Here is a 12263-nt window from a genome sequence, read left to right on the forward strand (position 1 = left end):
CGTGGCGGATGTTACTCACGCGCTCCCCGGCCGGGCAAGCGGGCCCGCCGCGGCCGCCGCGCCCCCCGTCCGGCGGGTTTCCGCCCCGCACGCCGCGTGTATTCAGAAGCCGTGACGCGGTCAGCGCCCCGCACGGGGGTCCGACACCGGTGAACCGGGAGACCTGGGAGACGCTCGCGCGCGCCTTCGGCGACCCCCTGCTGCTGGTCGCCACCGACGGGCGCATCGTGGCCTGGAGCGCGGCGGCCGAGGACGCGCTGCCGCGGCTGGCCGGGCGGCCGGCGGACGGGGTGCGCCTGGCCGACGTCGCCGACGGGCCGGAGGGCGGCGTCGCGGCGGCGCTCGCCGACGCCGCCGCCACGGACGCGCCGGCCGCGCGGGAGCTGCGGCCGCTGGCGCGCGACGGCCCGCCGCTCGACCCCGTCGTCTGCCGTGTCGCGCGCGGCCCCGAGGGCGCCGGGGGGCCGCTCGCGATGCTGCGGCTGGGCGCCCCGGCCGGCGAGGAGCGCCGGCGCGCCGTCCGCGACCAGCAGGCGCTGCAACGGGTGGCCGCCCAGGTGGCGGGCGCCGCCGGCCCCGAGGAGGTCTTCGGGCTGGTCGCGTGCGAGGTCGCGGGCCTGCTGGACGCCGACGCCGGCGTGGTCTGGCGCTTCGAGGGCGACGTCGCCAGGGCCGTCGGCGCGTGGGGCGCCGGCCCCACGGTGCGCGGCACGCGCTTCCCGCTGCGCGGCCGCGGGGCCCTCGTGCGCGTGATGCGGTCCGGGCGGCCGGTGCGCGTGCGCTACGACGAGGCGGGCGGCGAGGTCGACGACGCCACCCGGGAACGGGTGGCACGGGAGGGGTACCGCTCCGCGGTCGCCGCCCCCATCCGGGCCCACGGCGCGGTCTGGGGCACCGTCTACGCGGCGCGCGTGCAGGGCGGCGAGCTGCCCGAGGACGCCGAGGACCGCATCGGCCGCTTCGCCGAGCTCGTGGGCATCGCGGTCGTGGGCGCCGACCAGCGCCGCGCGCTGGTGGAGCAGGCGGCGGAGCACCGGGCGGTCGGCCGGGTGGCGACCGCCATCGCCGAGGGGGCGCCCCCTGACCGGGTCTTCCGGCTGGTCTGCGCCGAGGCGGCGGCGCTGGCGGGGGCCGCCGCGGGCGCGGTGCTGCAGCGCACCGGCGACGAGACGGCCCGGGTGCGCGCGGTCTGGCGCAGCGCCGAGGCGCCCCCCGAGCCGGCCGAGGGCGACGAGATCCACATCGCCGCCGCCGTCGCCGACCTGGCCGTGACCCCGGGCCCGCCGGCGCGCACGGCGCGCCGCGGGCGCGACTGGCGGGCCGCCTGGGGGGACATCGTGGCGGCGACGATCCTCGTCGAGGGGGCGCCCTGGGGCGTGCTGGCGGTCGGCGCGACGCCGGAGGGGCGGCTGCCCGGGGCGACGGAGGGGCGCCTGAGCCGGTTCGCCGAGCTGGTCGGCGTGGCGGTGGCGAACGCCGAGGCGCGACGGTCCGCGCTCGAGCGGGCGCGCGAGCAGGAGGCGCTGCGCCGGGTGGCCACCGCGGTGGCCGCCGACGAGGAGCCCGAGGAGGTCCTCGGGCTGATCTGCCGGGAGGCCGCCCGGCTGCTCGGCGCGGACGCCGCGGGCGTGCTGCGCTTCGTCGACGACCGGCGGGGCGTGGTCGTGGTCACGACGGCGCCGCCGGGCCACGGCACGCCGGGGGCCGGCGACGCCGTCGACCTCGGCGAGCAGCCGGGACCGGCCGCCCTCCTGGCCGGCGGGGCGACCGCCCGCTTCGGCGGCGCCGGCGCGGCGCCGTCGTGGCTCGGCCCGTACCGGCACGGCGCCGGCGCGCCGATCGTGCTGGGCCGGGAGGCCTGGGGCGTGGTCGGCGTGGCCGCCCGCGACCAGGCGGTCACCGACGCGGGCCTGCGGCGGCTCGCGGGCCTCGGCGACCTGGCGAGCGTCGCGATCGCCAACGCCGAGGCGCGGCGCCGGTCGGTCGACGACGCCGCCGCCGCCATCGCGGGCGGCGACCTCGACATGCGCGCCACGCTCGAGGCGATCGTGCAGTCCGCCCGCCGCGCCCTCGACGCCGACCGGGTCACCTGCGTGGTGCTCGACGAGCACGGCCGGGGCATCGACAGCGTGGCGACGACCGCGGCCGGCGCGGAGGCCGAGGCCATCGTGGCCGCCGCGCACGACGATCCGGGCCGGGCGATGCTCGAACGGCTGCTTGGCGCCGGCGAGGCGATGGTCGTCTGCGAGGACACCGGGACACTGCCCGGCGAGCAGCCGCAGGAGGCCCTGCGGGCCGACGTGGGCGCGTACATCGCCGTGCTGCTCGAGCACCGCTCCGTCGGCGCGGGCGGCGGGAGGGCGCCGCTCGGCCTGCTGGTGGCGATCGTCCGGATGCCGCGGCGGTTCACGCCGGTCGACCGGGCGACGGCGCGCAGCCTGGCGAGCATCGCCGAGCTGGCGATCGCCAACTCGCGGCTGCACCGGCGGACGCTGGACCACCTGGCCGAGGCCGAGCTGCTGGCGGCGGTCGACCCGCTCACCGGCCTCGCCAACCACCGCGTGTTCCACGAGCGGCTGCGCGAGGAGGCCGACCGCGCGCACCGGCACGGCCGGCCGCTGGCGGTGGCGATGTTCGACATCGACCACTTCAAGGACGTCAACGACCGGCTCGGCCATCAGGTGGGCGACGAGGTGCTGGCCGAGGTGGCCCGCCGGCTGCGCGACCAGGCGCGCCCCGGCGACCTCGTGGCGCGCATCGGTGGCGAGGAGTTCGCCTGGCTGCTGCCGGAGAGCGACTCGCTCGACGCCTGGCACGCGTCCGAGCGCGCCCGCGAGGCGATCCGCTCGCGGCCGTTCGCCATGGGCCAGCGCTGCACGATCTCCGCCGGGGTCGCCGAGCTCGCGCAGGCGGCCGACGCGGGCGACCTCGTGCGGCTGGCCGACGGCGCCCTCTACTGGGCCAAGGCGCACGGCCGCGACGTGAGCTACCGCTACTCGCCGGACGTGGTCGAGGAGCTGTCGGCGCAGGAGCGCGCCGACCGCCTGGAGCGCTCGCAGGCGCTCAACGCGATCCGCGTGCTCGCGCGCGCGGTGGACGCCAAGGACCCCTCCACCCGCCGGCACTCCGAGCGCGTGGCCGAGCTCGCCGACCTGATCGCCTGCGAGCTCGGGTGGAGCCACGAGCGGCGGCTGGCCCTGCGCGCCGCGGGGCTCGTCCACGACGTGGGCAAGATCGGGGTGCCCGACTCGATCCTCTTCAAGCCGGGCCGGCTGACGAGGTCGGAGTACGAGCTCGTGAAGCAGCACGCCCCGCTCGGCGCGCAGATCGTGGCCGACGTGCTCGCCGCCGACCAGGTGGGCTGGGTGCGCTCGCACCACGAGCGCGAGGACGGCTCCGGCTACCCCGACGGCCTGCGCGGCGACGCGATCCCGATGGGCGCGCGCATCCTCGCCGTGGCCGACGCCTGGGACGTGATGACGAGCTCCCGGGCCTACTCACCGCCGATCTCGGCGCTGGAGGCCACCCGCGAGTGCGCCGGCGCGGTCGGGCGCCAGTTCCACCCGGACGTGGTCGCCGCGCTCGAGCGGCTGGTGGCGGCGGAGGCGGTGCCGGTGGCCCCGGTCAGCGAGGCCGCCTGACGCCGCCCGCGCCGCTCAGCCGGCCGGCGGCCAGCGCTCCTCGGGCGGCCGCTCGACGTTCGGCACCGCCATCCGGCCCGCCGCGGGGTCGGCCGCCTCGTAGGGGCGGATGACCGGCGCGCGCCAGGCCTCGTAGGCCGCGCAGGCGCCGTCCGGGTCGCCGGGGTGGCTGGCGATCGCCTCGGCCAGCGCGTGGGCGTCGCCCAGGCCGAGGGCCGCGCCGACGCCGGTCTCGGGGCCGAAGAAGTGGGCGGCGTCGCCGATCAGCACCACCCCGGGCGCCCACCAGCGCGCCGCCCGCAGCACGGCCGGCTCCTGGTAGAGGAGCTGGTCGACCGAGGTCACGCCGGCCACCGCCTCGGCGGCCTCGGGCATGAGGCGGGCGAACGACTCGCGGAAGGCCGCCACGCCGGGCGCGAGCGCGGCCTCGCGGCCCACCCGGTCGATGGTGCGCCAGCCGGCCGAGCCCTCCGGCCAGCCCAGCAGCCCCATCTGGCCGCCGTCGGACAGGTAGCGCATCGAGAACGAACGGTCGATCACCCGGGGGCTCATGAAGGTGAGGGTGGCGTCGGCGAGCGACGAGACCTCGGCCTCGAGCCCGGCCATCGCCCGCACCGGCGAGCGGACGCCGTCGCACGCCACCACGAGGTCGGCCGGCACCGGCGCGGCGCCGTCGGGGCCCTCCGCGACGACGCCGGTCACGCGACCGCCCTCGCGCGCGAGGGCGGTCACCGTCACGCCGTGGCGCACCGGCACGCCCTCCCCGAGCGCCGCCAGCAGGTGGCCCACCTCCAGGCAGATCGCCACGGGCACGCCGTCCGGGCCGGGCGCGATGTCCCAGCCGGCCGCGCGCACGCGTCCCAGCAGCCCGAGGTCCTCGAGCGCCGGAAAGCCCTGGAAGCCGAGCATGAACGGCCGTCGCTGGTAGGCCCCCGGCGGCATCCGCTCGAGCACGACCGGGTCGTGTCCGCGGGCGCGCAGGAGCCGCGCGAGGGTCAGCCCCACCATGCCGCCGCCCACGATCACGGTCCGCGTCACGGCCCCAGGGTAGTCTCGCAGCCGATGAGCGGCCCACCCGCGCCCGGCCCCGCGCTCACGCGGGTCGCCGCCACCCGCTACGTGACCCCCCTGCGCGAGGGCGGCTCGCTGCCCGCGCTCGTGGAGGCGGACGATGACGGCCTCTACGTCCTCAAGTTCCGCGGCGCCGGCCAGGGCCCGAAGGTGCTCGTGGCCGAGATCCTGGCCGGCGAGATCGCGCGCGAGCTGGGGCTGCCGATGCCGGAGATCGTGCTCGTCGACCTCGACCCCGCTCTCGGCGGCGCCGAGCCCGACCCGGAGATCCACGACCTGCTGCGCGCCAGCCGCGGTGTGAACGTGGGCCTCGACTACCTGCCGGGCTCGCTGCCCTACGACCCGGCCGACGGGCGGTCGATCGACCCGGCCCTCGCCGCCGAGGTCGTCTGGCTCGACGCCCTGCTGACGAACGTCGACCGCACGGCGAGCAACCCCAACCTGCTCGTGTGGCACGAGCGCCTGTGGCTCATCGACCACGGCGCCGCGCTCTACGCCCACCACGGCGACCCGGCGCTCGGTGGCGCCTGGGGCCGCCCCTTCCCGGCGATCGCGCAGCACGTCCTGCTGGACCTCGCCGGGTCGGTCGCCGAGGCCGACGCGCGCCTGGCGCCTCGCCTCGACCCGGCCACGATCGAGCGGGTCGTCGACCTCGTGCCCGACGAGCTGCTCGACGACGAGCCCGGCATGACGCCCGCCGAGCGGCGGGCGGCGTACCGCGACCACCTCACCCGCCGCGCGGCCGCGCCGCGTGCCTTCGTCCGCGAGGCCGAGGATGCCCGGGGCGCGTAACCCGTTCCAGTACGCCGTGCTGCGGGTCGTGCCGAGCCTCGAGCGGGGGGAGTGCGTCAACGCGGGCGTCGTGCTGTTCGCCCGCACGGCCGACTTCCTCGGCCTGCGCACGGGGCTCGACCCCGCCCGACTGCGCGCCCTGTCGCCCGAGACCGACCCCGGGCCGGTCCTGGCCCACCTGGCCGGCCTGGAGCGCGTGGCCCGCGGCGAGCCGGACGCCGGCCCGATCGCGCGCATGCCGCGCCACGGCCGCTTCCACTGGCTCGTGGCGCCGTCCAGCACCATCGTCCAGCCCTCGGCGGTGCACACCGGGGTCTGCGACGACCCGGCCGCGATGCTCGACCACCTCCACGACCGGCTCGTGCGGCCCGGGCCGGCGCCCGGCGCCGGCCCGGGCCGCCGCCCGCCCCGCTAGGCTCCCGGCATGAGCGAGACCGAGACCACGACGGCCGAGCCGCCCGCCTGCGAGCGCTGCGGCACGCGCACGTTCCCCTCACGACGCAAGATGAAGGCCCACGGCCTGGACATCGCCGAGCGCAAGGCGATCCCGGTGGAGCGGGTCGTCGACACCTGGCGCTGCCCCCGCTGCGGGCGCGAGACGCCGCGCGACTGACCTCCCCGACCGGGCGGTGTGAGGCCGCCGCCGCCGCTGCTACGGTCGCGCCGCTGTGACCGACTGGGTCATCGACGTCATCAACGCGGCGGGCTACGCGGGGCTGTTCGGCCTGATGGTGCTGGAGTGCGTCTTCCCGCCCATCCCCAGCGAGGCCATCCTCCCCTTCGTCGGCTTCTCCGTCGCCGTGGGCGACATGAACTTCGCGCTCGCCGTGCTCGCGGCGACCGCCGGCGCCCTCACGGGCAACGTCGCGCTCTACGTCGCCGCCCGCCGCGGCGGCACCGCCCTGGTGCGCCGCCACGGCCACCGCGTCGGCGCGACCCCCGAGCGCATGCTCACCCTCGAGCGCTGGATGGACCGCTGGGGCTCGGCCACCGTCCTCGTCGGCCGGGCCGTCCCCCTCGCCCGCAGCGCCGTCTCCCTCCCCGCCGGCCTCGGCCGTTACCCCTTCGGCAGGTTCGTCGTCCTCACCACGATCGGCTCGGCGGCCTGGAACACCACCCTCATCGGGGTCGGCTGGGCGCTCGAGGACTCCTGGCGCAAGGTCGAGGAGCGGATGAGCGGGGCCTCCTACGCCGTGGTGGCGCTGATGGTGGTCGCCGCGATCGTGATCGCCCTCGTCGCCCGCAGGCGGCGCCGGGCCTCCCTCTCCCAGTAGGGCCACCGCACCGCGGCCGGCCGGCGGGACCGCCGGGGACGTCCATCACCGGGCACCAGCCCCCGGGGCCCGGCACACTGGAGGGCGGAGAGGAGGGCGCCGATGAGCGAGACGGACACCCGTCCGGCGGGGCGCCGGCGGGCCGAGAGCCGCGAGGAGATCGTCGCGCGGGTCACCCGCGAGCAGCAGGCGCTGCACCCGGCGCCGGTGTACGGCGAGCGGTCGCGGCGGCGGCTGAAGCGGTTCCTGGTGGCGATCTTCCCCGTCGGCCTGGTGGCCGGCTGGCTGTGCGGCGTCGCCTTCGGCTGGAACCCGGCCGAGTGGATCGGGTTCGCCGTCGGCCTGTGGCTGGCGCTCGCCTACCTCGGCTACGTGATCGTCACCGAGCGCGACGACGGGCGGGTGCACGACGAGGTGCGGCGCCTGATGCGACGCGAGCGCGGGGGGCCGCCGCCCGGCTGATCAGCGGCGCCGGGCCCGTCCGGCGCGCGCGAGCAGCGCGATGCCGAGCACGGCGGCGAGCGCCGACCCGGCGAGCACCCCGATCTTGGCCGCCGCGATGACCGCCTCGTCGTCGTAGGCCAGCTCGGTGATGAACAGGGAGACGGTGAAGCCGATGCCGGCGAGCGCCGCGACGCCGACGATGTGCGTCCACCCCACCCCGCGCGGCAGCGCGCTCAGGCCCAGGCGCACCGCGAGCAGGGTGCCGGCCGCCAGCCCGAGCGTCTTCCCGGCGAGCAGGCCCGCCGCCACCGCCAGGGCGACCGGCGTCTCGGTGGCCGCCCGGATGGAGTCGCCGTCGAGCGGGATGCCGGCGTTGGCGAGCGCGAACAGCGGCAGCACCACGAAGCTCGACCACTGGTGCAGGCCGTGCTCCACCCGGATCAGCGGGGAGACCGCCTCGCGCGAGAGCCAGGCGAGCCGCAGCCACCCCATCGCGTCGACCTCGCGCTCGCCGCGGCCGGCGGCCTCGGCCACCCGGCGCGCCTCCACGCCGACCGCGGCGGGGTCCTGGAAGGGCCGGACCGGCGTCAGCAGGCCGATCGCCACACCGGCGATGGTGGCGTGCACGCCGGACTCGAGCGTGGCGAACCAGGCCACCAGCGCCAGCGCCACGTAGACCGGCAGGTAGCGCACGCCCAGCCGCCCGAGCGCCGCGATCGCGGCCAGGGCGACCACCGCGGTCGCCAGCCAGGCGAACTGGAGCGAGCCGGTGTAGTAGACGGCGACCACCAGGATCGCGCCGATGTCGTCGATCACGGCGACGCCGAGCAGCAGCGCCACGAGGCCGGTCGGCACGCGGCTGCCGAGCGCGGCGAGCGCGCCGAGGGCGAAGGCGACGTCGGTCGCCATGGGGATCCCCCAGCCGTTCACGTCGCCGCCGCCGGCGAGCACGATCGCGATGAAGATCGCCGCCGGCACCACCATGCCGCCGAGGGCGGCGAAGAACGGCAGCAGCGCCGCCTGGCGCCCCGACAGCTCGCCCACGACCAGCTCGCGCTTGACCTCGAGGCCCACGACGAGGAAGAAGATCGCCATGAGGCCGTCGTTGACGAGGTGCTTGAGGTCCTCGACCACCACGAAGTCGCCCACCGACACGGTGACCTCGGTGGTCCACAGGTCGAGGTAGCCGCCCGGGTCGGCGTTCGCCCAGATCAGGGCGGCCACCGTCGCGGCCAGCAGCACGAGCCCGCCGGCGATCTCCTGGTGGAGGAACTGCTGCAGCGGCCGCACGAGGCGGCGGGGCACGGTGCGGTCGGTGCGCGACCAGGGCGGGCGGAGGTCGCGGTGCGGCGGCTGCTCGTCCACGGGGACAGCCCCTCGGGGTCGACGACGGGATGCCGACCAGGCTTCCCGGCTCACCCGCGGTGAAGGCTACCAGGCGCCCGCGCCCGGCCCCCCGAGCGGCACGATCCGCGTGTCGGCCGGCACGAAGCGGGCGGTCAGCACCCGGCCCGGCGCCACCCCGAGCGCCGCGGCGGCGTCGGCGGGGACCTCGGCCACCAGGGGGCCCACGCGCACCCGGGCCCGGTCGCCGCGCGGCGTCACCGAGGCGACCGGCGCGGTGATCCGGTTCGCGCCGTCGCCCGCGCCGGCGCCCGCGCGGCCGTCGCCCCCCGCGCCCTCGAGGGCGACCCGCCACGGCGCCACGACGGCCGCCACGCGCCCGGACAGGGCCGGCGCGCCCCGCACGGTCCCGCCGCCGTCGAGCGCCACCAAGGCGAGCCCGCCGGCCGCCCCGGCCGTCACGCCGGGCAGGACGTTGGCGCCCACGAGCGCCGCGACGGTCGCGTCGGCCGGGTCGTCGAGCACCTCGGCCGGCGGGCCGAGCCGGCGGACGGCGCCGCCGACCATCACGCCGATGCGGTCGGCCAGCGCCGTCGCGTCGTCCAGGTCGTGGGTCACGAGCAGCGCGGGCAGCGCCGCCTCGCGCAGCAGGGCGCGCAGCTCGTCGCGCACCCGCCCGCGGGTGTGCGGGTCGAGGGCCGCCATCGGCTCGTCCAGCAGCAGCACCCCCGGCCGGCGCGCCAGCGCCCGCGCCAGGCCGACGCGCTGGCGCTCGCCGCCGGACAGCCGCCCGGGCCGGCGCCCGGCGAGGTGGGCGATGCCGAGCCGCGCCAGCAGCTCGTCGGCGCGCGCGCCCCCGGCGAAGGCCACGTTGTCGCGCACGGTCATGTGCGGGAAGAGCGCGTACTCCTGGAAGACGTACCCCACGCCGCGCGCCTCGGGCGGCAGGTCGACGCCGCGCTCGGCGTCGAAGAGCACCCGCTCGCCCAGCGCGATCCGCCCCCGGCGCGGCCGGTCGGCGCCGGCCACCGCGCGCAGCACCGACGTCTTGCCGGCGCCGGACGGCCCCACGAGGGCGACGGTCTCACCCGCCGCGACCTCGAGGGCTACTGCGAGCTCGAAGCCGCGTCGCGGGAGCGCGATGTCGAGCCGGAGGCCCGCCAATGCAGCACCGCCTTGAGGGTCAGCAGGACGAGGGCGCTCAGCACGACCAGCAGGGCGCCGAGGGCGAGGGCCACGTCGAGGTCGGCGGCCCCGAGCTCCTCGTAGATGGCGAGCGTCACCGTCTGGGTGACGCCCTGCAGGCTGCCGGCGAACATGATGGTCGCGCCGAACTCGCCCACGCCCCGGGCCAGCGAGAGCGCGGCGCCGGCGCCCAGCCCGCCCGAGGCGAGCGGCAGCGCCACCCGACGGAAGGCCCGCGCCGGCCCGGCGCCGAGCGTGCGCGCGGCCAGCACCAGGTCGGGGTCGACCGCCTCGAACGACGCGACCGCCTGGCGCACGTAGAACGGGCCCGCCACGAACAGGATCGCCAGCACCACGGCCGTCTGGGTGAAGCCCACCCGCACGCCAGCGACCTCGAAGGCGTCGCCGAGCAGGCCGAGGCGGCCGAACGCCGCCAGCAGGCCGACGCCCGCCACCGCCGGCGGCAGCACCAGCGGCAGCTCGATGGCGGTCAGCACCAGGCCGCGCCCGCGGAAGCGGCGGGTGGCCAGCAGGTAGGCCGCCGGCGTCCCGACGACGACCGTCACCGCGAAGGCGACGGCGTTCGTGCGGGCGGTCACCGCCAGCGCGTCGCGCACCACCGCGTCGTCGAGGCTCGCGAGGAGGTCCGCCGGCGCCACGCGCAGGAAGATCGCGAGCACCGGCAGCAGCAGGAACGCCACGGTCAGCGCGGCCGCCAGGGCCATCACGACGGTGAACGGGGCCGGCCGGCCCCGCCGCGCACGCCTCACCCCGGCAGCCCGAACCCGGCCGCCCGCAGCCGCGACCGCCCGAGCGGCCCGGCGAGCGCGGTCACCGCGGCGCGCGCCGCCGCGGCGTGCGGGGCGCCCGCCACGACGGCCGCCTCGTAGCGCGCGAGCGGCCCGCCCGGCGGCAGCGGCACCTCGCGCACCCGGTCGCCCGCCGCGGCGGCGTCGGTGGCGTAGACGAGCCCCGCGTCCGCCTGGCCGAGCGCCACCTTGGCCAGCACGCCGCGCACGTCGGGCTCCTCGCTGACCACGCCCGCCAGCGCCCCCTCGCGGCCGAGGCGCGCCAGCAGCTCGCGCGCGTACGCGCCGGCGGGCACCCGCGGGCCGGCGATGACGAGGGCGACGTCGCCGTCGAGGTCGTCGACCGAGCGGACGCCCGCCGGGTTGCCCCGCGGGACGATCAGCGCGAGGCGGTTCGTGGCCAGCGGGACCGGCTCCTCGACGAGCCCCTCGTCGCGCAGCGCCCGCGTGATCGCCGGGTCGGCCGAGGCGATCACGTCGGCCGGGGCGCCCTGGCGCACCTGCTGCGCGAGCGTCGGCGAGCCCGCGAAGCTGACGCGGGCGCCGGGCAGGGCGGCCGGCAGCACGTCGGTCAGCGACGACGCCGCCAGGACGGTGGGCCGCTCGCCCCCGTTCGCGCCGGCGAGCAGCACCACCAGCGCCGCCACCACCGCGCCGACGGCGCTCACCGCGCGCCCGCGAGGTCGCCGCAGCCGGTCAGGTCGTAGGCGCCGACCAGCGCCACCCGGCGCGCCAGCGCCGCGGACGCCAGCAGGTCGCCGAGCGCCGCCACGCCCGGGTGGCCGGCCCAGCGCCCGTCCACCCGCAGCTCCACGACGTGCTCCTCCAGCGCCGTGAACGCCAGCCCGTGCTGGCGGGCGGCGGGCTCGAACGTCAGCGCCGCGCACCCGGCCGCCGCGGCCCGGCGGGCCGCGTCGAGGTGCCCGCCGGCGATCGCGGCGGCGGGCGGGACGGCCGCGCCGATCCGCCGCGCGGCGCGCAGGAGCGCCCCCTGGGCGGCCGCCGAGGCGTCGCGCTGCACGAGCGGGACGGAGCCGTCGAGCAGCGCCTCGACCGGCGGTCGCCGAGCGTCGGCGCGGCGGCGAGCCCGACCCGCCACCGGGCGAGGTGCACGCGCAGGGTGCCGGCCGGCGCGGGCGGGAGCCCGCCTCGGGGCCGTGGACCACCGCCGCGTGCACGCGCCGGGCGGCGAGCGCCGCGGCGGCGGCGCCGGACGACGCGGCCACGGCGACCAGCCGCCGGCCGCCGTCGCGGCCGAGCAGGGCGTCGCACAGCCCGATCAGGGGGTCGCAGCCGGCCACCACCAGGCCGTCCGCGCGCGCGCCGGGCAGCAGCCGCACCGCGCCGCCCTCGACCACGCCGTCCGGCGCGACCCACGCGCCGTCGCCGCCGACCAGGCCGGCGAGCGGCGCCGCCGAGAGCCGGTCGCCGACCCGCCCGGCGACGACCGGCGCACCCTCGGGCAGCGCGCCCCCGAGGGCCGCGACCGCCGCCTCGGCTCCACCGCCGAAGAGCTCCTCCACCCCCGCGCCCAGCACCCGCGCGATGCGCAGCGCGGCGTCCACGGCGGGGGCGTGGCGCCCGGACTCCGCGGCGCCCACGAGCTGGCGGCTCACCGCGGCGCGCGCGGCGAGCTCGGCCTGGGTCAGGCCCGCACGCTCCCGCGCCTCGCGCAGCCGCCCGCCGTCCATGCCGGTATCCTA

At 78.9% G+C, this 12263-nt stretch carries 12 protein-coding genes and 1 pseudogene; 6 read left to right on the plus strand and 7 right to left on the minus strand.

Features of this window, described 5'->3' with window-relative positions; all coding sequences use genetic code 11:
* Nucleotides 1-149: 149 nt before the first annotated feature.
* Entirely contained in the window at nt 150-3641 is a 3492-nt protein-coding gene (locus tag ITJ85_RS11705) for a diguanylate cyclase (RefSeq protein ID WP_217913284.1), read from the plus strand.
* Between the two features lie 15 nt (nt 3642-3656).
* Here the strand turns inward: ITJ85_RS11705 and ITJ85_RS11710 are convergent, their stop codons facing one another.
* On the minus strand, nt 3657-4679 hold the full coding sequence (locus ITJ85_RS11710) for an FAD-dependent oxidoreductase (protein ID WP_217913285.1): 1023 nt from the start codon (nt 4677-4679) through the stop codon (nt 3657-3659).
* A gap of 24 nt (nt 4680-4703) precedes the next feature.
* On the opposite strand from ITJ85_RS11710, the gene ITJ85_RS11715 reads away from it, so the two are divergent.
* The 5 genes from ITJ85_RS11715 (at nt 4704) to ITJ85_RS11735 (ending at nt 7240) form a co-directional block, all read left to right on the plus strand.
* Nucleotides 4704-5504 carry a HipA family kinase gene (locus ITJ85_RS11715; RefSeq protein WP_217913286.1) on the plus strand — a complete coding sequence of 267 codons (801 nt, stop codon included), beginning with the start codon at nt 4704-4706 and terminating at the stop codon, nt 5502-5504.
* Nucleotides 5488-5919: a DUF3037 domain-containing protein gene (locus ITJ85_RS11720; protein WP_217913287.1), complete on the plus strand. Its 432-nt coding sequence runs from the start codon at nt 5488-5490 to the stop codon at nt 5917-5919. The genes ITJ85_RS11715 and ITJ85_RS11720 overlap by 17 nt, the downstream gene beginning before the upstream one ends.
* Nucleotides 5920-5928: 9 nt before the next feature.
* The gene (locus ITJ85_RS11725; protein ID WP_217913288.1) at nt 5929-6117 is read left to right on the plus strand and encodes a hypothetical protein; all 189 of its coding nucleotides are present in this window, start codon (nt 5929-5931) and stop codon (nt 6115-6117) included.
* A 55-nt stretch (nt 6118-6172) separates the two neighbouring features.
* On the plus strand, nt 6173-6778 hold the full coding sequence (locus tag ITJ85_RS11730; RefSeq protein WP_217913289.1) for a DedA family protein: 606 nt from the start codon (nt 6173-6175) through the stop codon (nt 6776-6778).
* Between the two features lie 102 nt (nt 6779-6880).
* Complete coding sequence (locus tag ITJ85_RS11735) at nt 6881-7240, plus strand: hypothetical protein (protein ID WP_217913290.1); 360 nt, start codon at nt 6881-6883, stop codon at nt 7238-7240.
* Here ITJ85_RS11735 and nhaA read toward each other — a convergent pair whose 3' ends face one another.
* From nhaA to ITJ85_RS17665, 6 genes and pseudogenes are all read right to left on the minus strand, one after another.
* Nucleotides 7241-8587, minus strand: coding sequence for a Na+/H+ antiporter NhaA (gene nhaA, locus ITJ85_RS11740; protein ID WP_217913291.1), 1347 nt, complete (start codon nt 8585-8587; stop codon nt 7241-7243).
* Between the two features lie 66 nt (nt 8588-8653).
* Nucleotides 8654-9730: an ABC transporter ATP-binding protein gene (locus ITJ85_RS11745; protein ID WP_217913292.1), complete on the minus strand. Its 1077-nt coding sequence runs from the start codon at nt 9728-9730 to the stop codon at nt 8654-8656.
* On the minus strand, nt 9673-10476 hold the full coding sequence (locus tag ITJ85_RS11750) for an ABC transporter permease (protein WP_217913293.1): 804 nt from the start codon (nt 10474-10476) through the stop codon (nt 9673-9675). The genes ITJ85_RS11745 and ITJ85_RS11750 overlap by 58 nt, the downstream gene beginning before the upstream one ends.
* Nucleotides 10477-10517: 41 nt before the next feature.
* On the minus strand, nt 10518-11228 hold the full coding sequence (modA, locus tag ITJ85_RS17220; RefSeq protein WP_246496248.1) for a molybdate ABC transporter substrate-binding protein: 711 nt from the start codon (nt 11226-11228) through the stop codon (nt 10518-10520).
* Nucleotides 11225-11659 (minus strand): hypothetical protein, encoded by a 435-nt coding sequence (locus ITJ85_RS17225; protein WP_246496250.1) that lies wholly within the window; start codon nt 11657-11659, stop codon nt 11225-11227. Before ITJ85_RS17225 ends, modA begins: the two co-directional genes overlap by 4 nt.
* A 424-nt stretch (nt 11660-12083) precedes the next feature.
* Nucleotides 12084-12251 (minus strand): annotated as a pseudogene (locus ITJ85_RS17665) (helix-turn-helix transcriptional regulator); the annotation flags it as partial.
* Nucleotides 12252-12263 lie beyond the last annotated feature (12 nt).

The organism is Miltoncostaea marina (assembly GCF_018141525.1).
GTDB lineage: Bacteria > Actinomycetota > Thermoleophilia > Miltoncostaeales > Miltoncostaeaceae > Miltoncostaea > Miltoncostaea marina.